Origin of the sequence: Providencia sp. PROV223 (assembly GCF_028479245.1) — a bacterium.
In the GTDB taxonomy this organism is placed as follows: domain Bacteria; phylum Pseudomonadota; class Gammaproteobacteria; order Enterobacterales; family Enterobacteriaceae; genus Providencia; species Providencia rettgeri.
Map to the genome: position 1 here is coordinate 237,868 of NZ_JAMPNG010000002.1, position 19,724 is coordinate 257,591.

A 19,724-nucleotide genomic window follows, 5' to 3' on the forward strand; every position below is an offset into this window, starting at 1 on the left:
ATTATTAGTTTTAGAAATAATCCATTCTAAATCGTAGAACTCCTGCGAAATCACCTGCCTTAATATGCTTTTGATAAGCAACTAAAATTGCAGTAAAATCTAATCTATTACGCCCTTCTAATAATGTGTAATCCGGCATTTTTCTATTAAGTTTAAGTATTTCACCGTGAGAGTCCCTAAATTGAATTCCAAACCCTTCTGAATCACCACTCACTTGTAAAAGTTGATCATCATTAACAGAGGTTCCCATCATGGTTATTTGCGCGCGCGATGCACTACCTTTGTCATTAGAAGGCAACGTACATCCAACAAGTTTTATAGCAAAATTCTTACTCACCAACATATTGACTTCAGGCGTGATTTCTCGGGCACTGATTTCCCCAAAATTAACCCAAAGCTCTCGGCTTTCAGGATCAATCGTGCATGAAGCTTCTATTAATTCACCTTGCATTACAATATCACCAGGGGTGTTATTGCCGGTCATTCCCCAACTTAATAGAGGCCATAACAAACTAGAGCCTAGTGCTATTTTTGCAACCCGAATTATCATGGACAATACCATTTAGTTATTGGTAGATTTTATTAATGCGGAGTATTAAATACTCCGCATATTGATATAAAACCAATTACAAATTATTGGTAATCAATTTTGAAATTGATAGTTGAATCAAAGCTACCTGGAGTCACTGCATTAGATGCATTATCAGATTTTAAATAAGCAACGAATGGAATAGCAGTTTTACCTTCAGTTAAGTTAACTGCAGTAGAAGCTTGTCCCCAAACAACATCTTTATTTCCATTGTCTCTTAAACCAATACCAGCACCACTTGCAGTACCTGAAGTGAATGCCGCTAATGTATTATCATTAGGGTTAATAGTTGATGGTGTGTAAGTTACAGTTGCAGTTTGTGCAACAGTAGTATCACAACCTTGCAGAACGATATCTTTCTTAATATTACCTGCACGCTCACCATTTTTTAAATTAGAAACAGGGATCTGATAAAAGTTTACTTTTACAGGACTTGATTCTTCACTTAAACCACAAGCAGAATTCACTAATTCACCTGAAAATTCGATAGTACCGTTAGTAGGTGTACCCGTATAAGCTGCCATTGCTGCGAACGAAGCAAAGCCTGATGCAAATACAGCACCCATTACAAATTTATTCAATTTCATGATTATTTAATCCTGTATAATACTTGTATAATGTATGTTTCGCCATAAGAGTTGTTAATAACAACTTTAGATAAAAGTAATCATTATTTTAATTAAATTAATGATTACTTTTAATAAAGTTATCATATGAATAGGCTAAATTTATTATATTTACTAATTACACTTCACCAAAAAGATTTGATTTTTTATTGGCCGAATTAACGCCACATTTTTTTAGTGTCTTTATCTAAGATAGCAAAATAATTATTTTCATTTTTTATGGTATACTGTAATCTTTCATTATCGTATCTATCTATTACATGATTAAAAAGGTCTCTCCATGACTTATTGAATATCACTAAAATTGTATCCATCATTTCAAATGTCAGCTTTGTTTTTCCCGTTTCATATCGGGATATCTGCTGTTGGCTAATATTCAACTTTTTTGCCAAATCTTCCCCTGTTAAGTTTTGCTCTTTTCTAATTCCTCTCAAATACTGCCCTATTTCTTTATTTATCTCATTAGAAAAATAAGTCATTTAATTTAACCTTTATATTAAAAATTAATTATAGGCACCATCTGAACCATAGATACCGTCCTAAAATTTTTGATGATTATATGTCTGATTATTTATTTTGTATAATCGATAGGGCAAATTGATTACCATTAAAATCATTTATCGCTCTATTAACATAGGATAAATGTAACAGAAAATAACCACACTGAAATTTATAATATAAATAACAGCATGTTATAGACATAAAACTTCAGCCAATCACCTTTCAAATTACATTTTGATACATTTGAAAATATTAAAACATATCTTTTACTAATCAGATGTATTTTACGGTTAAATTTCAACCATAAAATACAACTTAAAAAAGTAGTATTACTCGAATTTTGAGTTTGTAAATTATTAAATATTTTTTTTAAGATTTATCTTAACTTCATTATTTACAAACACCAACAAATTAATTATAAATAATTGTAAAGTTTATCAACGAAATTATATCTCACAAAAATCATCACCCACATATAATAAATCCCGATATTACCCAAAAATAAGGATATTAATTACGCAAATAACGAGTATTTAAAAATTATATATCAATGTATAACTTTAAGCTTTAAAGAAATTCTAATGAAAACTTCTTTTAAATATTTTTATCTATAGAAAGGTGAGAGCCTTGCTAGCCACACTAAGTTTAAGATCAATTCAAAGAGTGACGATTTAACGGTTATCGTAAGAAGGGGTTGAGTAAGGTGGTAAAGTATTATCATAAAACGAAGCATAGATTTGCTTTACACTATATTGTAATGCACACCAAATGCCTAATCCTAGCAAACCGCAGTATTAGGCATTTTATAATACCAAGTAAGAATACAATTTAAGCACGCCAACCTTTATGAAGGTTTTATTCGTTGTGATTGCTGGTTCCACATGCGATACGCAAATGCACTCCCAACGGCGGCTAAATAGATAAATGGCTCAGGTGTTAAGGTTTTTAATGACAGCATGTAGTGGCAAAATGCGAGTAAAATCGTTGGGTAAAGCAGCATATGAATTCTTTTCCACCATACGCCCAAATAAAAGCGTATACGGTTGAATGAACTGACCGCCATCAACAATAAACACAACCAAGCTACCGCGCCAATCACTAAATAGAGTCGCGAAAAAATCTCTTCGAAAAATAGCGCTAAATTATTTACACCAATTTCCAGTAATAGATAGCTACTTAAATGCAGCACAGCCCAGAAAAAACACCATAATCCCAGTAATTTTCGCGTTTGAAACAATGCCGTAAATCGCAATAATTTTGCAACCAGAGGGATCAATACAATAACGACGAGCAAACGTAAAGCCGCTATTCCTGTAAAATGTTGGATATCTTTGGCGGGGTCAGCTCCAAGCTGTTGGGTATCGACTAAAAAAATCAGCCATACCAAAGGGAGCAAAGCAAGAAGATGAAAGCTCCCTTTGGTTAATCCAACAATAAACTTATTGTCTTGGGGCATCAATAATCTCTCCGCAAGTCCATTCCTTGATACAAGCTTGCCACTTGTTCACCATATCCATTAAACAACAATGTTGGTTGGCGAGTCACTTGGCCTAAGCCTCCTGCACCAATAAAACGTTCGGTGGCTTGTGACCAACGAGGATGGCTTACATCTGGATTCACATTGGCAAAAAAGCCATATTCGCTCGGTGCTGATAGGTTCCATGTAGTCTCAGGCATGTGCTCAGTAAGGCGAATTTTGACGATAGATTTAATTCCTTTAAAGCCATATTTCCATGGTACGACCAACCGGATCGGTGCTCCGTTTTGGTTGGGTAATGTTTTGCCATAAACGCCAGTCGCCAGCAAAGTCAGTGGATTCATGGCTTCATCTAAGCGTAGCCCTTCAACATAGGGGTACGATAAGCCACCACCAATATAACGACTTTTTTGTCCTGGCATTTGTTCTGGAGCATAGCGTGTTTCAAAAGCCACATATTTGGCTTTGCTAGTGGGTTCGACTAAAGCCAATAATTTCGCTAAAGGAAAACCAACCCATGGGATGACCATCGACCAAGCTTCAACACAACGCATACGATAAATGCGCTCCTCTAAGGGAAACTTAGTGTTTATATCATCTAGATTAAGGGTCAGGGGACGATTTACTTCTCCATCAATCGTTACCGTCCACTCATCCGTCACTAAAGTATGGGCATTCTCGGCAGGATCGGATTTACCCAACCCAAATTCATAAAAATTATTATAACCAATCACTTTATCTTCAGGTGTGAGGGTTAATGATGGCTGAAACTCTTCAGGTTGAATAAATGTCAGCGGTTTTCTTGGCGTCATCGGAGGTGCTGGTGTATCGTCACTGAACCAAGAAAACAGCCCTGCATTAGCCGTCGCCGCAACGGTTAAACCAGCGGCTCCAATGCCTAATGCCTTAAGTAACTGACGGCGTTTCATAAAAAAGAGGGATTCATCCGTGATTTGAGATGCGGGAATTTTAGGTAACTTTTTCATCATGCGCTCCATAGCAAAAGGGAAATGAGATCAGTTATACCGAAAGCGCAGTAAAAACGGCTGACAGTAAGATGACAAATTTGTCATCTTACTTAATTGTAGGAAATTTCAGTGTAATAGTACTGGTTCCTGTATGATGTTCAAAACTCACTGACCCGCCATGTAATTCCACTATCGCTTTCACAATCGCCAACCCTAGCCCAGTTCCTTCTGTGGTTCGAGCATTATCCCCACGCCAAAAACGGGTGAAAATTTCATCACTGTTTTGTAGAAGTTCTCCTTGATTAGTGATTTTAATTTCCCGTTGTTGCGGAAGCGTATTAATTTGGGTAACGACACGGGTGCCCGGGTAAGAATATTTAATCGCATTGGAGACAATATTCACTAAAACTCGGCTGAGTAATACAGGGTCAGCATCAAGAGTCAGAGATGAGGGCTCGCTATACAGTTCAATCTGTTTTTCTTCTGCATAGGCAGAAAAAAGTTCATAGACATCGTTAACTAGCGTATATAAAGAAAGGTTTTCTCGATTTAAGGTAATATTTTTATTTTCAGCACGGGCAATAAACAAAGTACTTTGGATCATTTGTGACAGTTTATCGAGCTCCTCAATATTACTGACTATCATCCCTTCATATTCGCTAACACTACGCGAGCGCTGGAGTGTAATTTCATTTTGTACCCGAATCGCATTAATTGGGGTTCTCAGTTCATGCGCCAAGTCATCGGCAAATTGAGTAAGTTTGACAAAATCATGCTTTAAGCGCTGGCGCATCGTGTTCATCGATTCGCCCAGCTCTTTCAACTCCTGTGGTAGCTGGTCAATATCGATTGGGTCATTTAACGCATGAACATCTGTTTTGACCGTTATCTGGCTCAATGCTTGAATGTCGGATAACCCTTTTTTCAACAGCCATAAGCTGAGCAGCCCCATCAACAAAATTGAGAGGACAGAAATCACTACGCTTTGGGTGAGATATTGAGTCAACACGCCACTACGGTCGACAGATACTTTACCAAGTACCACATGGAGCGGCCCTTTTGGGGAATTCATCGAGAAATAAACCGCAGAAATAGGGATACCTTGAGCGGTTTGCCAATGGTTGATGGCATTAATATTTAGCTGTTCAAGTTTGACTAACTGAAGAGGTTGAGAACCCAGTAATTCGCGATTGGTGGTGACCAATATGTGCCCCGCCGCATCAGAAATTTGGATTAAGTCTTGTCGCATATCCATCATGCTTTGAAAATACATGGGGAGTGTTTTGATATCAATGCCACCAGCAATGAGTTTAGCAAGTTGCTCCGCACGGTTAACCAGTAAGTTATTATCTTGTTCAGATAATTCATTTTTGAGTGAATGATATAAAACCCATGTCACCACTCCGGCATTAGCAATCATAAGAATGATAAACAAAGAAATAAGTTTAAAACGAAGTGACTTCTTTTTCATTCTATCGGCCTATTTAAGCGGTATCCCATCCCACGAATAGTTTCAATGAGTTTAACGTCAAATTCATCATCGATTTTTTTTCTCAATCGACGGATTGCCACATCAATAATATTCGTGTCACTTTCAAAATCGATCCCCCAAACTTCGCTAGCAATTAAGGTTCTAGGTAAAATTTCATCACAATGTAGAACAAAGAACAGTAATAAGGAAAACTCTTGCCGAGTTAAGATGATTTTCTTTCCAGCCCGCTCAACATCATGGCGAGTTAAGTCGATTTTTAAATCCGCAATAACCATGGTGGTTGAGACTGGCTGGTTAACTTTTAATTGGTTTTTAACCCGAGCTAATAATTCAGAAAATGAAAACGGCTTAACGAGATAATCATTAGCACCCAGCTCTAAGCCTTTAATTCTGTCATCAACGGCATCCCGTGCAGTGAGGCAGATAACAGGAATATTTTTTGCTGTGCGTAAGATTTTTAAAATCTCCCAGCCATTCATACCGGGCAGCATGATGTCGAGGATCACCAACTGATAACTGTTTTCTAAAGCAAAATAGAGACCGTCGCGACCATCATCAGCCACATCCACAAGAAAACCTGCTTCTTCTAACCCATTTTTGACCCACCCTTGGGTTTTTAGGTGATCTTCAATTAATAGTATTCTCATGAGAACCTAACAGTAACTTTATTTGACTTAATTTCATTTCATATTAAAGAAATTTTCAATTTAAAGATATGGGTAGGAATTTAACCATAAAATACTCAGAGAAAACATAACACTAGCTCCTTAAAAATAACTCGTAGAATGATTAATAGCTCGGTACGAAAAATGGAAATTAGCTGCTTTCATCGACGAGTAAGTATTGTTTTACAAGTAAATAATCTCTTTTCTCTCACATTTATAAAGCAGAATAAAAACTGCTTAATAAAATATAAAATTTTAGTTAATTAATCTTTGATTACTGACCTGACGGATAATAAATAATTTTTTATTTCACCTATAGAATAAAAGCATTATATTTATCTAAAAAAATTAATATGTTAGGCCGATTAATTTAGATATGATTGACCTTTTTTGACTAAATGGGGAAACGTTCATGTCCACTCGTAAGTATTTAACTCAACAGGAAATATCTCGACTTTTAGCTGCTTGTCATTTGTCGCGACATCCCGAACGTAATTCTTGCTTAATTTATATGTGCTTTATACATGGTCTAAGGGCAAGCGAGGCCCTATCACTAAAATTATCTGATCTTAACTTAGAAAGTAATGAGCTTTATGTACATCGTTTAAAGAATGGTTTTTCAGTTAATCACCCACTGATTGATGAAGAGATCCCACTCATTAAAGCTTGGCTAAAAACTAGAAATACATGGAAAGGGAAAGAAAGTCAGTGGTTATTTTTATCTGAAAGAGGGACTGCCATGACTCGTCAGCGCTTTTATCAACTTTTTTCACGACTTGGTGAGCTAGCTGAGCTAACCCTAGGTATTCATCCCCACATGTTACGACATGCATGTGGTTATGCATTGGCGGATAGAGGCGCCGATACACGTCTAATTCAGGATTATTTGGGACACACGAATATACAACATACCGTACGATACACAGCAAGTAACCCAGCAAGATTTCGGGGAGTATGGTGAGATAAAGGCGTTAAAAGAGTTGTCAAAATGCACCAAATTGACAAACGTAATGAATTAGGTGCATCTTAAGTTAAATGAAAATACACGTCAAATACGTAGCGTGTAAATAACGCTATGTATATATTACTAAAAATAAGCACATTCCATTATTAAAAGATCATTGAATTTATTAATTTTTTCACACGTTAAAACTCTCCGTAACATCTCAAACTTACACATTGTAATATTCTGAAATGTTTTATTTGGAATAATCATCCGATAATTTTTAAAAAAAAATATAAAATTTAAGTTAATAAGTAATTAATGAAATATTTAACTAACAATATACAACTATTGTCAATTTGGTGCATTTTGACAACAGTTAAATTAGTAAATCATTCAGTTTCATGAGGAGGATTTTATGCAATCTAACTTATCTCCTAAAGAAATTGTTGGGAGCAATATACATAAAGCTCGCCGAGCTAAAGGGCTAAGTGGTTCTGAGCTAGCTGACTTACTTTTATGCTCACAGCAGCATGTTTCACGTATTGAGCGCGGCGTTATTCGACTACACCTAGAGCAAATTAAGCAAATTGCGAACTCACTTGATATTGATATTAATTGTTTATTAGATGGCGTTGGATTTCAAAATAACTCAGTAAATTATATCCATAATATGGAATGTTATTTTAAAGCTGAAGGATGGTTTTCAGGATCTAGTCAATTTATGAAATAGGCTTAACCTTATGTCAGAAAATATAATAAAACCAACATTTAATATTATTGTAGGAAAGAAAATAAAAAGATATAGAAAAGAAATGAAATTAACTGCTGAGGAGTTAGGGAGATATATCGGCGTAAGTCAACAGCAAATTTCCCGTTATGAATCAGGAATTAATCATATTAATATTGATTTTCTTTCTCAATTATCTGAGTTATTTAAAGTACCAATTCAAATTTTTTTAATAGAAGACTAAATATATTTTTTAATTATTAAAATTTAATTTTTAGTATTTGATTTTTTTAAATCAAATACTAGTGCTTTGTTTTTTTCCAGTTCATTGCAAATAGAGTGTCTGCAATGAGCAATGAAAATTGACACTCATTCTTTATTTAACAAAAAACATAGGACTTTATATTCATGAAAATGAAATCTATTGCAATGGCAACTTTTATGGCTCTGGGTTTAGCTTCTGCAGCAAATGCTGCTGATCAAGGCCACGGTAAAGTAACGTTCAAAGGCGCTATTATCGATGCTCCATGCTCAATCTCTCCTAGCTCAATCGACCAAACAGTTGAATTAGGCCAAATTTCTAACATGGCATTAGTTGATGGCGGTAAATCAACTCCACGTCCATTCGAAATCACTTTAGAGAACTGTGATATCACTAAACTGACTAAAGGTGTTCAATTAACCTTTAGTGGTGCTGCTGCATCTTTCGACAATACCAATAAAACACTGGGTATTGTTGGTACTGGTGCTGGCGCTGGTGTTCAGATCACTAATGGTAGCGGCAATGTGGTGACTTTAGGAACAGCTGCACCATTCCAACAAGTTCAAAATGGTAACAACACACTGAATTTCGCTGCTTACTTAAAAGGTAATGGTGGCGATATCGACACTATCACTGCCGGTGACTTTAGCTCAGTAGCGGATTTCACTCTGTCTTACGAGTAATTCATCTTGAGCCAACAAATTAATTTGTTGGCTCATTCCGACTGAATTGGGTGTAAGAGAGGAAGCAATGAATCATTCGATAACCAGTGGAGTGTTTTCATTGATCTTAAGTATAGGCACGTTGACTGCGGTATCAACTGCACATGCTCAAGGCTCAGTGAGTATGAATGGAAGCATTATTGAAACAGCATGTGCAATTGATGTCGGCAGCCGTGATCAAACTATTGATATGGGAAGTATTGCGCTGACTCAAATTCGCCGTGATGGGCAAGGACCTGCTCGCCCTTTTGTTATCCGATTAGTGAATTGTGTTCTTGAACGCCAAAATCCTGACAAACCGAATTGGCAATACTTTCGCGTAACATTCGATGGCTCCCATGACAGGGGGTTATTTGGTGTAAGCGGACAAGCTCAAGGTGTTGGATTACAAATTCAACGTGAGGGAGATGGTGAAATTGCCATACCAGGCCAAGGAATGTCAATGAGCGCACTAACAGCTGGAACAAAAGATCTCACCTATCGGCTACGGTTGGTGGCGAATAACCGCCCATTGGCATCAGGTCAATACTACAGTCAATTACGTTTCAAACTGGATTATGAATAGTCGGTTCCTCTAAGAAATGAAGATCTCCTTTGTAGGACGAGCTTCGTGAGCGAAATGACATTACGGATAAAAGAACGCAAAAGAAGGTCGAGATGATGACCCTGAATTTCATTCACACGCCTGTGTTACGGATAACTCGGCCTTGCAGATTAGGGCTTTTAGTCGCGTTGGCTATTAGCTTTGGTGGTCACGCATCCGATATTACATTTAATATGGATATGCTAGACGTCAATGATCGTAACAACATTGATTTAAGCCAATTTGCGCGTCCAGGCTATCTCATGCCTGGTGAATACAGTTTTACGGTTTTCTTAAACAAGCAAAGCATGCCGGAAGAAACTGTCTTTTACTATGCGCCTGAAGGTGAGTCGGATGAAAGCCTCCCTTGCCTGAACCCTGCTTTAGTTGAAAAATTCGGTATCAAGCCTGAATTGATGTCGACATTGAAGTGGTGGCACGAAGGACAGTGTTTATCACTTGAAAGTTTACCCGGAACTGAGGTTAAAGCCGACCTTGCGACTTCGGCTATGTATATTAGTTTGCCGCAAGCCTACCTCGAATATACCGCTGAGAATTGGGATCCTCCCGCACGCTGGGAAGAAGGGTTACCCGGCGCATTGTTTGATTACAACCTAAATGCACAAGTGGGCCAGCAAACCCGCTCTGGACAACAAACCAACTACAGTACCAGCGGTAATGGGGTTGCTGGTGTTAACTTGGGTGCTTGGCGTGTTCGCGCTGACTGGCAAATGCGTATTGATAAGCAGCAAGGACAAAGCACGACCACATCACTAGATTGGACTCGTTATTATGTCTACCGAGCAATCAAATCATTAGGTGCAAAACTCACTTTAGGTGAGGATTATTTAACCTCTGATATTTTTGATAGTTTCAGATTTACAGGGCTTAGCCTGGTTACCGATACCAATATGCTTCCACCCAATCTACGTGGATACGCACCAGAAATTACTGGGGTCGCAAAAAGTAATGCGACAGTTATTGTGAGCCAGCAAGGACGAATTATTTATCAAACTCAAGTCGCTGCGGGTCCATTTCGTATCCAAGACTTGAATGATGCATTAGCTGGGCAAATCGATGTTGAAGTTAAAGAACAAGACGGCTCAACACAGAATTTCACTGTCAATACTGCAAGTGTTCCGTATTTAACACGTCCGGGACAACTGCGTTACAAATTAGCCGCTGGGCGCCCAACAAATTGGCGCCATCATGTTAGTGGCGATACCTTCGCAAGTGGCGAGTTCTCTTGGGGAGTTAACAACGGCTGGTCACTGTATGGGGGTGGAATTGGTGCGGAAAACTATGCATCCGCGGCTATAGGGATTGGTCGTGACTTAATGGTATTCGGTGCATTGTCATTCGATATCACTCATGCTCGGGCGCATCTAACCAACTTAAGTGATATTGGCAACAAAACGTATCGTGGGAGCTCATATCGTTTAAGTTACTCTAAACGTTTTGATACCTATAACAGCCAAGTGACATTTGCAGGATATCGATTCTCTGAGCAAGGTTTTATGAGTATGTCTGAGTATTTGGATGCGCAGGAAACAGGTGCTCGCCAATACAACAGCAAAGAAATGTATACCATCTCTTATAACCAACAATTTTCAGAGTTAGGACTAAGTGCGTTCATTAACTATTACCATCAAACCTATTGGGATCAACCCGATAACGACCGCTATAGTATTTCGTTAGCGCGCTACTTTGATATTGGTAAATGGAAGAATCTTAGCCTCAACTTGACGGCCTATCGAAATCGTTATCGTGAAAGTAATGATGATGGCGTATATGCGTCACTCACCGTGCCTTGGGGTGAAAAAAGCTCCGTTAGTTATAACAGTAGTTGGGATAAAAATGATAACTCACAACGTGTGAGTTACTACAGCACCATCGATGAGAGAAATAACTATCAGCTAAGTACCGGATGGGCGCGTTCAGGTGCGCTCGTGAGTGGCTATTACACTCATCAGGGGGACTTAGCACAGCTCAACGCAAACGCAACGTACCAACAAGACCGTTATCGGTCTGCGGGGTTCTCTTTGCAAGGTGGTTTCACCGCAACAGAGAAAGGTGCCGTACTGCATCGTGGTAGTCAAATTGGCGGTACTCGCATATTTGTTGATACCGATGGTGTACCTAATATTCCACTACGTGGTTACGGCTCTATTGTGCGTACCAACCGCTTTGGACAAGCCGTTATTAGTGACGTGAATAGCTATTACCGTAACCAAATTAGCGTTGATTTGAATGCATTACCAGATGAAGCGCAAGTGTCTCAATCTATAAAGCAAGGCACTTTAACAGAAGGGGCAATTGGCTACCGTCAATTTGATGTTGTCGCAGGAAACAGTGCGATGGCGTTGTTAAGGCTATCGGACAATAGCACACCACCTTTCGGAGCAATAGTCTTAAACGGTCGTGGTCAGCAAGTCGGTATGGTGGGTGATGATGGAAATACCTATCTTACTGGTTTAAATGCAAAAGATACCTTGCAAGTTCGTTGGGATGACCAAGTGCAGTGTGAAATCACACTCCCTAATACCTTGCCAGAAGATGAATATTTACAGGCAAGCTGGTTACTACCGTGCCACAAACCGGGAGCAAAAGCCGCATCGCCAGCGACCATAAAGACACAATCAGCGAGTCGTGCATTAGAAGCAATGCCGAAAGCAGCAGAACTTGTTGTGCCTGTAGTTGAAAGAACGGCGCCAAAGGAACCAAGTCGCTGGTTACAAAAATAATAAAAATGGTGGTACGCAAAGAGCGATGAGTGCTCCTTAACCATAGAAGATAACAATATGATGAATAACATGATGAAAAACAAATTGATGAACAAAAAAAATGCCCATAGAGCAGTATTCGCATTGGCTGGCGTTGTGTTGACTTCAACAACGCTATCTTCTGCTCAAGCGGCAGTTGCATTAGATAGAACTCGAGCGATTATTACGGGAGACGAAAAATCGATCAGTTTAAATATCAGCAATGAAAACAAACAATTACCTTATCTCGCTCAAGGTTGGGTGGAAAATGAGAAAGGTGAAAAAATAAGCGATCCATTTACGGTATTGCCACCGGTGCAACGTGTTGAGCCAGGGGCAAAAAGCCAAATCAAAATCCAAGCACTGCCAAGTGCAGCGGCACTGCCGCAAGACAGAGAATCCGTGTATTACTTTAATTTGCGTGAGATCCCACCAAAAAGTGATAAGCCCAATACACTGCAACTGGCGTTACAGACACGTATCAAATTGTTTTATCGACCGAAAGCAATCATTCCGACACGTGAGCAAATGGATAACCCATGGCAGGAAAAAGTGACTCTTACTCGCCAAGGTAACCAGTATACGATTAATAACCCAACTGCCTATTACGTTTCTTTTGTCGATGCTGTTCCCAACAAAAATGGACAAACGGTCGCAGGGTTTGAGCCAGTGATGGTGGCACCAAAAAGCAGCAAAGCACTGAACGTCAGTGCAGACGCATTAGGTAATAAACCTGTGCTGACCTATATCAATGATTACGGTGGTCGTCCAACACTGTCGTTTACATGTCAGGGAAATAGCTGCCATGTGGTACCTGAAAAAAAATAGACTGATTTGAAATGTGCGATGAGATAGCAGGAGAATATCATGGCAAACACAAGCAGGATGCTCCGTTATGTGGGCTTAGGAAGTTTAGCGCTGAATTTATTCAGTAACATGGCGATGGGAACAGCTCTAAATAAAGTTGATAACTGGGATGTAGATGGTTCACATGGCACGCTATATGTCCATGGGGCCTTGACGGAAAGTGCTTGTCGTTTAGCAATGTCATCAGCATATCAAACTATTAATTTAGGTACTGTGGGAACCGGACAGCTTCAGCATGTCGGGCAAACAGGTAATCCTGTTGCGATTGAGCTACGTTTAGAAGATTGTCTAAGTGGTGAAAGCCGCAGCCGCACTGCACAGGGGAATCTTTTGTGGAGCCAACAAATGCCTTCAATGAAGATCCGCTTTTTGGCTCCTATAGATACTCAAGACCCGCGCTTGGCAGCTGTTATCGGTGTTCAGGGGATTGGCCTGCAATTAAGTGATGCAGCGCGTTCACCAATTAACTTAGGTGAGTACAGTACACCACAGTTGGTTTCACCTGGACAAAACCAATTAACTTACTATGTAACGCCGGTACGTACCTCCGCTCAACTAAATGCTGGTGCTTATCAGGCGTTAATTAGATTTCAGGTAAGTTATGAATAGGAGCATGGAGATGAGAGGAACTTATTTTCTTACGATATGCTTTAAAGCGCTTGTCCTCGCTGGGGTAATTCTCTTTGGTGCTCTGATTTCACTCAGTTTTTCTTACAATGCTATCGCTGCAAACCTAAGCACTAATATCCAAATCCGCGTGACAGTATACGGTGAGCCAGAATGTACCCTTGGCGGTGCAACAACGACTTCGGTAGATTTTGGCGATATACATCAGGCAAAGATTGATGGTGCTTATGGGCGCTCACCTATTAATTACAACTTGATATGTAATGGCTTATATAAGAATACATTAAAGATGACGCTGAAATGGACTGATAGGCAAATTAATGGTGAGTCATCCGTGACAACCAATCTCCCGAATTTAGGTATTGCCATTTACCGTGATGGAACCCGCCTTAGTAATGGTGCGACATTCAATTTTAATTATGGAAGTTCGCCTGCTTTGTATGCCGTCCCCGTTAAGCCTACAGGAGTAAACTTAACATCAGGTGGGGATTTTACGGGCAATCTTACGATGGTATTGGATTACCAATAGGATGATATCAATGAAATTATTCCGTTATCTTCTCTCGGTCTGCATGATGCTTAGCCTGTTTAGCCAAAGCCAAGCAGCAACACTTGGTATCCAGCTAAAAGGTCGATTATTGGTAACACCGCCCGAGTGCATTTTGAATAACAACCAACAAGAAACTATACATTTTGGCGATATATTGCTTCCGCGTATTGATGGAGTTCAATACAAGCGTACTGTACCGATGAGACTCAGCTGCACAAATCTAGCGAAAAACGCTATAAAGCTCACGCTTGTCGGCGATGGAACATCATTTAATAGCAATGGCGCATTAAAAACGAGTAACCCAAAACTCGGGCTTTCCTTTTATGTGAACAATGCTAAGCAAGTTATTAACCAGCCTTTCAATGTGTTATATACAGCGCTGCCAACCTTGGAGGTTGCTCCAGTAAAAAACAGTAATGCCAATTTTACCAATACCGATGGCGGATTTTTTACAGCGCTGGCAACACTGAAAATTGAGTATCAGTGAGAATGATTATGTGGAATAACAATCAAATTAAGCATTGGATGGCAGGATTTATAATGGTGATGTCCATATCTTCAGCGCAAGCAAATTGGGCATTTGATGGTACGTTAATTATTCCTCCTGTTTGCCAATTAAGCCATGACGACCCGATAAAGGTTTCATTCGGTAAAGTCGGTGTACGAAAAATCAATGGTACCGCCTTCAAGCAATCTATTCCTTTTCAATTAGATTGTGTTGGCGATATGACACAACCGTGGGATATCAGCTTGATATTCGGAGGAACACCTGCGGGAAGTGGATTTGATAATGCGACATTAAGAACGGTGACACCGTTGAATAATGGCAAATTAGGCATTCAAATTCAGAAAAATGGCCAACCTCAACCATTGAATGAACCCTTTTTGATTAATGCGGCTTCACTACCATCCCTTTCAGCGGTTCCTGTCATGCGCTCAGGAAGCGAACTCGTAGGGGATAATTTTACTGCATCAGGCACGTTAACCATTATTTTTGAATAGGAGGCGGCAGTCATAACTATGAATATTAAACGTAATATGAGCTTTGCCTTTGGCTTATGGTTTCTGGGTGCCACTGCCGCTTTTTCTGCAAATGTGGAATTTGATGGCACGCTAATTGAAGATGCTTGTGACGTTTATCCTGGCGACGAATCGATTGAATTAGATTTCGGAACGATCGTGGATAAATACCTGTATCTGAATACTCAAACAAATAGCCAACCTTTTACCATTCGCTTAATCAATTGCGATTTAGCGTTAGGCCATGAAGTGAAAGTCACATTTATGGGCGCAGAAAGTTTGGCTTTACCTGGTTTATTAGCGTTAGATGCTGGAAGCCAAGCAACAGGTGTGGCGGTTGGTATTGAAAGTATTTCCGGTACAGCAATCAAAATTAATAGTGGCAGTTATACCCAAGGGTTGTATACCGGAAATAATAATGACCTACGATTTCAAGCGTATGTGAGAGCTGAGCCAGTTGCATTGCAAAATAAATCAATTGTGCTCGGTTCATGGGCTGCGAGTGCCACGTTCAAATTAGATTATGAGTAAATCATTATGTATGCGAAAAAAGCAAAAATATACGGAATGTTAAATACAAGCCGTTTGAGTATTTTATTATTAATCATCACATTAGCGTCTCTATTTCCTTCTCGTCCTGCCAATGCGATTGCGTATGTAATGCCTGTGAGTATGACCTCTGGAGCTTGGCCTCGTGTTGAGATGGACATTCTTTCTTGGAGTGAAGCAAGTGGTGTTACTAACCCTTGTTATGGATCAACCGAGTGCTGGGTAGGCCCTGATGTTCTGTATGCATCTGGTGCGCCATCGTTGAGTGGATCTTGCTTAGATTATGGTAACTGCATTCGAATTAACCAGTATCGAACAGCGGAAGAAGTCGCAGCGGCTTTTCGTAGTGCAAAGGGAATTCCTTATCGTGCATCGTTTGTCATTGATAGCCCAAATGCGACTTGTATTGGATTATTCTATGTTAACCATAAACCAACCCCGGGAGTTAGGAATGCAATCCAGTGGCCAGGTAGCGTCTGTGGTAAAATTCCACCTACAAATCAAACATGTAGTATTTCTTTGCCTGCTTTTGTTAATCACGGGGCGCTCAGTAACACGAGTTTAAATGGTAAAACAAACTCAGTTTCTGGCAATATCACTTGTACACAGGCGACAAATATCAATTTATTTGCTCGTTCAACCACGGGTGAGCGTTATGTATATTTAAATTCGACTTCTAACTTTTATTCAAATCCATTAATTAATAATCAAAATGGCTGGAATGGCGCGAACATGAACATTTCTGGGAATAATGCGGCGAATTCATTTACATTCACTTCTGAATTACATGCATCAGGAACGGTAACACCTGGGTATTACACTGGAAATGCAGTCGTCATTATTGCATTTAATTAGTTAATCAAAACCTTCTAACCCAATTCACTGACTTGATAGTTGAGTAGCGTATTTTTTAATAAAATACGCTACTTTTATGAATATTAATTAGTTTTGCTTTTCATATCTAGGCACTGATATTTCTTTCAGTGCCTGATTTATCAACCTTATTACTAATAATCCAATCAACGGTTACTGCGACAAAAATATTCACATACCCATACTATCATTGATGATAGTTTTTGATAAAAGGATGAATAATAGCCCTCCAATCAATAAAAAAATCCCTTAAACCGAAGAGTAACGAAAAGTTTAAGGGATAAATGCGCGAGTCTAATTAGAAGTATAAGAAGTAGAAAGTTACAACAAGGTTAACTATTGCGGCAACTGCCATTGGGATTGCCGTCCGTTTTACTATTTGAAACGGTGAAACCCCTGCAATCCCTGCAATTGCAACAATTGCTGCAGTGATAGGTGAAACTGTACGTCCAAAGCTTGTCATGATCTGCATTGGTAAAATGAGCGTCACCACATCCACTTTGAGAAAAGCAGCAATTTTCGGTGTCAATGCAGCAAAAGAGAAGAATGCTGCATTCCCTGAGCCCATTAGGAACGCCGCAAGTGCAAGGATGGCGCTCATAACAATAATCATCGCCCCGATACCAAAGCCAGCATCTTGAGCAGCACTAATTAACGTATCCACCGCTCCACTTTTGAGTAATCCATTTGCGAAAAACTCCCCTGAAACAATCAAAGAAACCACTAAAACAAACTGTTTCCCCATGCCTTCAAAGAACAACATAAAGCTGTCCATGACGGCTTTCGCATCACGTAAACGGACGTATTCAAAAATCAGTGCAATGACAGTGCTGATGATCATCGCAGTGGTGACTTCCAACTTAATGTATGGATGTAATAATGGGCTAAATCCGATAATTAAGATCAATGGAATAACTGGTAACAACGCATAAGACAATGGAACTTTATTACCGCTATCTTCTTTAATAGAATCAATTTTGCTCAAGTCAAAAACAAACCCCTCACGCTTATCCCACCAACGCTGGATAAAGAAATGGGTGATTGCCACTGCGATAATAATAGGGATAGTTACGGGTAATTGATACTGAACAAAGTAAACGGCGGGTTCAATATCTGCTGTTTTCGCTGCCATAATGACATTACCGGAACCGGGTCCATGGTCAATAAATTGGCAACAACCGATAACTGCTAAAGCAGAAAGCGGGCTGATACCTGAACGAATTAATATTGGGTACATAGTCACCATTAGTAGCATCCCCAACCCGGCATGGCTTGGAATGAAAATAACGAGAATTTGCGTTACTAAAAATGAAATCACTAATAACAAATAAGGTGATTTAATAGTCTTTAGTGGCTTTTCAAAAATGGCAAATAATGCGCGACTTGCCCCCACATGCTCCATATAACGGGAGAATCCAGCAATCGCCATTAATGTTAACCCTAGACCTGCTAATCTAGAACTCATGATATCAGTAAAAATTTGGAAGATATCAAAGTACTTAAAATGCGTAGTTTTGTTTTCTGGTAACAATGAATTAAGATCTAAAGATGCGGTTAGGAGCAGCAAAAGCAAGCCCCCTAGCAACAAGACTGGCTGAGGCTTATAACCTCGAGCCAGCAGGTAAACAACCAGCGCTGTAACTAGCGCGGCAATGATTAAACCTGTCATAGAAGAATTCCCCAGTATTGGTGCAGCTTTATTTTTATTGGTTTAATGTTGAAAATGCTTGTGTAATATCGGATATCAAATCATCCACAGACTCCAAGCCAATATGTAAACGAACAAAAGGCCCGTGGCCTTCACGCCAATCTGATGCTGTTCTTGCACCGACTACGTTAGCGGGTAGTGCGAGGCTTTCGAACCCGCCCCACGATGCACCGATACCAAACAGGGCTAAAGCATCAATAAAGTTTTCTGTTTGCTTCGCGGTATATTGTTTTTTGAATTCAATGGTTAATAAACCGTTACTACCTTTGCAGTCACGCTTCCATAGATCATGTCGCGGATGAGATAGTAATTCAGGGAACCAGACTTTTTCCACTTCAGGACGCGTTTCCAGCCATTGTGAAATCGCTAACGCGGCTTTGCCATGCGCAGCTAATCGCTGCCCTAAAGTCCGCATTCCTCGTAAAACTAAAGCTGCATCATCGGGGCTACTGGCTTGACCTAAAGCTTCTGGCAAGGCACCAATTTGTTTCCAAGCTTTTTCTGTCGCGACCATAATTCCCATCATCACATCAGAATGCCCGCAGAGGTATTTTGTTGCTGCAATTACAGAAACATCCGCGCCTAATTCTAGTGGGTTATAAAGCCATGCTGAGCCCCAAGTATTATCAACGCCGACAGGGATATCTCGTTCATGTGCGATGCGGCATATTTCGGGTAAATCCAACATTTCATAAAGTAATGAACCTGGGGACTCAACAAAAATAAGCTGTGTATTACTCTGAATTTTTTGTTCAAAATCTGAGCCATCTGTTTTAAAGAAGCTATAGGCAATATTGTTTGGTTTTAAAAAAGCATCGGCAATTTTGCGCACAGGCTCATAAACCGAATCCACAAACAATACATGCCCACCACTATGTACATAGCCCATAATAGTGACGGCAATCGCGGCTAGACCTGTAGGAAATAACTGTGCTCTATAACCTCCTTCTAATTCAGTCACCAAGCTTTCAAGTGCAAATGCTGTTTCTGTACCTCGCGCACCGTAACTTAAAACACGTTCCGTTGCGCGGCGATCGCGAACATCACGCCAGCTTTTAATTGAGTCAAAAACAATAGTGCTCGCTCGCATTACTGGTGGATTGATTGGTCCTGATGTTGTAATAGTTTGTCGTCCACTATGTATCAATTTTGTATATTTATTTAATGTCATTATTTATTTCTCCAAATATAGGAATAGATCCCCTGATAA

Annotated in this window: 22 protein-coding genes; 13 read left to right on the forward strand and 9 right to left on the reverse strand. The window is 39.6% G+C overall.

The window, feature by feature from the left end; genetic code table 11:
- Positions 1-10: 10 nt before the first annotated feature.
- From PR767_RS03860 to PR767_RS03890, 7 genes are all read right to left on the reverse strand, one after another.
- Positions 11-550 (reverse strand): fimbrial protein, encoded by a 540-nt coding sequence (locus PR767_RS03860; protein ID WP_004907638.1) that lies wholly within the window; start codon positions 548-550, stop codon positions 11-13.
- Between the two features lie 83 nt (positions 551-633).
- Positions 634-1,176: a fimbrial protein gene (locus PR767_RS03865; RefSeq protein ID WP_004907632.1), complete on the reverse strand. Its 543-nt coding sequence runs from the start codon at positions 1,174-1,176 to the stop codon at positions 634-636.
- A 197-nt stretch (positions 1,177-1,373) separates the two neighbouring features.
- Positions 1,374-1,694: a helix-turn-helix domain-containing protein gene (locus PR767_RS03870; RefSeq protein ID WP_004907630.1), complete on the reverse strand. Its 321-nt coding sequence runs from the start codon at positions 1,692-1,694 to the stop codon at positions 1,374-1,376.
- 866 nt (positions 1,695-2,560) lie between these two features.
- Positions 2,561-3,172 (reverse strand): sulfite oxidase heme-binding subunit YedZ, encoded by a 612-nt coding sequence (locus PR767_RS03875; protein ID WP_272519907.1) that lies wholly within the window; start codon positions 3,170-3,172, stop codon positions 2,561-2,563.
- The gene (msrP, locus tag PR767_RS03880; RefSeq protein WP_181937062.1) at positions 3,172-4,182 is read right to left on the reverse strand and encodes a protein-methionine-sulfoxide reductase catalytic subunit MsrP; all 1,011 of its coding nucleotides are present in this window, start codon (positions 4,180-4,182) and stop codon (positions 3,172-3,174) included. The genes PR767_RS03875 and msrP overlap by 1 nt, the downstream gene beginning before the upstream one ends.
- A gap of 85 nt (positions 4,183-4,267) precedes the next feature.
- Entirely contained in the window at positions 4,268-5,632 is a 1,365-nt protein-coding gene (locus PR767_RS03885) for a heavy metal sensor histidine kinase (RefSeq protein ID WP_272519908.1), read from the reverse strand.
- Positions 5,629-6,300, reverse strand: a complete 672-nt coding sequence (locus tag PR767_RS03890; RefSeq protein WP_109912788.1) for a heavy metal response regulator transcription factor — start codon at positions 6,298-6,300, stop codon at positions 5,629-5,631. Before PR767_RS03890 ends, PR767_RS03885 begins: the two co-directional genes overlap by 4 nt.
- A gap of 430 nt (positions 6,301-6,730) precedes the next feature.
- On the opposite strand from PR767_RS03890, the gene PR767_RS03895 reads away from it, so the two are divergent.
- The 13 genes from PR767_RS03895 (at position 6,731) to PR767_RS03955 (ending at position 16,788) form a co-directional block, all read left to right on the forward strand.
- On the forward strand, positions 6,731-7,279 hold the full coding sequence (locus tag PR767_RS03895) for a tyrosine-type DNA invertase (RefSeq protein ID WP_004907617.1): 549 nt from the start codon (positions 6,731-6,733) through the stop codon (positions 7,277-7,279).
- Between the two features lie 400 nt (positions 7,280-7,679).
- Positions 7,680-7,994 carry a helix-turn-helix domain-containing protein gene (locus PR767_RS03900; RefSeq protein ID WP_004907614.1) on the forward strand — a complete coding sequence of 105 codons (315 nt, stop codon included), beginning with the start codon at positions 7,680-7,682 and terminating at the stop codon, positions 7,992-7,994.
- Positions 7,995-8,004: 10 nt separating this feature from the next.
- Entirely contained in the window at positions 8,005-8,235 is a 231-nt protein-coding gene (locus tag PR767_RS03905) for a helix-turn-helix domain-containing protein (protein WP_004907611.1), read from the forward strand.
- A gap of 164 nt (positions 8,236-8,399) precedes the next feature.
- Positions 8,400-8,936, forward strand: coding sequence for a fimbrial protein (locus PR767_RS03910; protein ID WP_004907609.1), 537 nt, complete (start codon positions 8,400-8,402; stop codon positions 8,934-8,936).
- 67 nt (positions 8,937-9,003) lie between these two features.
- On the forward strand, positions 9,004-9,540 hold the full coding sequence (locus PR767_RS03915) for a fimbrial protein (RefSeq protein ID WP_272519909.1): 537 nt from the start codon (positions 9,004-9,006) through the stop codon (positions 9,538-9,540).
- Positions 9,541-9,632: 92 nt separating this feature from the next.
- Positions 9,633-12,302, forward strand: a complete 2,670-nt coding sequence (locus PR767_RS03920) for an outer membrane usher protein (RefSeq protein ID WP_004907604.1) — start codon at positions 9,633-9,635, stop codon at positions 12,300-12,302.
- Positions 12,303-12,371: 69 nt separating this feature from the next.
- Complete coding sequence (locus PR767_RS03925; RefSeq protein WP_228367295.1) at positions 12,372-13,148, forward strand: fimbria/pilus periplasmic chaperone; 777 nt, start codon at positions 12,372-12,374, stop codon at positions 13,146-13,148.
- A 39-nt stretch (positions 13,149-13,187) separates the two neighbouring features.
- Entirely contained in the window at positions 13,188-13,796 is a 609-nt protein-coding gene (locus PR767_RS03930) for a fimbrial protein (protein ID WP_109912791.1), read from the forward strand.
- Between the two features lie 10 nt (positions 13,797-13,806).
- Positions 13,807-14,343 (forward strand): fimbrial protein, encoded by a 537-nt coding sequence (locus tag PR767_RS03935; RefSeq protein WP_226538001.1) that lies wholly within the window; start codon positions 13,807-13,809, stop codon positions 14,341-14,343.
- Between the two features lie 10 nt (positions 14,344-14,353).
- Entirely contained in the window at positions 14,354-14,851 is a 498-nt protein-coding gene (locus PR767_RS03940) for a fimbrial protein (protein ID WP_004907589.1), read from the forward strand.
- A 2-nt stretch (positions 14,852-14,853) separates the two neighbouring features.
- Positions 14,854-15,366 (forward strand): fimbrial protein, encoded by a 513-nt coding sequence (locus tag PR767_RS03945; RefSeq protein ID WP_042851490.1) that lies wholly within the window; start codon positions 14,854-14,856, stop codon positions 15,364-15,366.
- An 18-nt stretch (positions 15,367-15,384) separates the two neighbouring features.
- Entirely contained in the window at positions 15,385-15,915 is a 531-nt protein-coding gene (locus PR767_RS03950) for a fimbrial protein (protein ID WP_004907582.1), read from the forward strand.
- A 6-nt stretch (positions 15,916-15,921) separates the two neighbouring features.
- The gene (locus PR767_RS03955) at positions 15,922-16,788 is read left to right on the forward strand and encodes an MrpH family fimbial adhesin (protein WP_272519910.1); all 867 of its coding nucleotides are present in this window, start codon (positions 15,922-15,924) and stop codon (positions 16,786-16,788) included.
- A gap of 316 nt (positions 16,789-17,104) precedes the next feature.
- Here the strand turns inward: PR767_RS03955 and dcuC are convergent, their stop codons facing one another.
- Both dcuC and metC read right to left on the reverse strand, forming a co-directional pair.
- Positions 17,105-18,475, reverse strand: coding sequence for a C4-dicarboxylate transporter DcuC (dcuC, locus tag PR767_RS03960; RefSeq protein ID WP_004907576.1), 1,371 nt, complete (start codon positions 18,473-18,475; stop codon positions 17,105-17,107).
- Positions 18,476-18,509: 34 nt separating this feature from the next.
- Entirely contained in the window at positions 18,510-19,685 is a 1,176-nt protein-coding gene (gene metC, locus PR767_RS03965; protein WP_272519911.1) for a cystathionine beta-lyase, read from the reverse strand.
- Positions 19,686-19,724 lie beyond the last annotated feature (39 nt).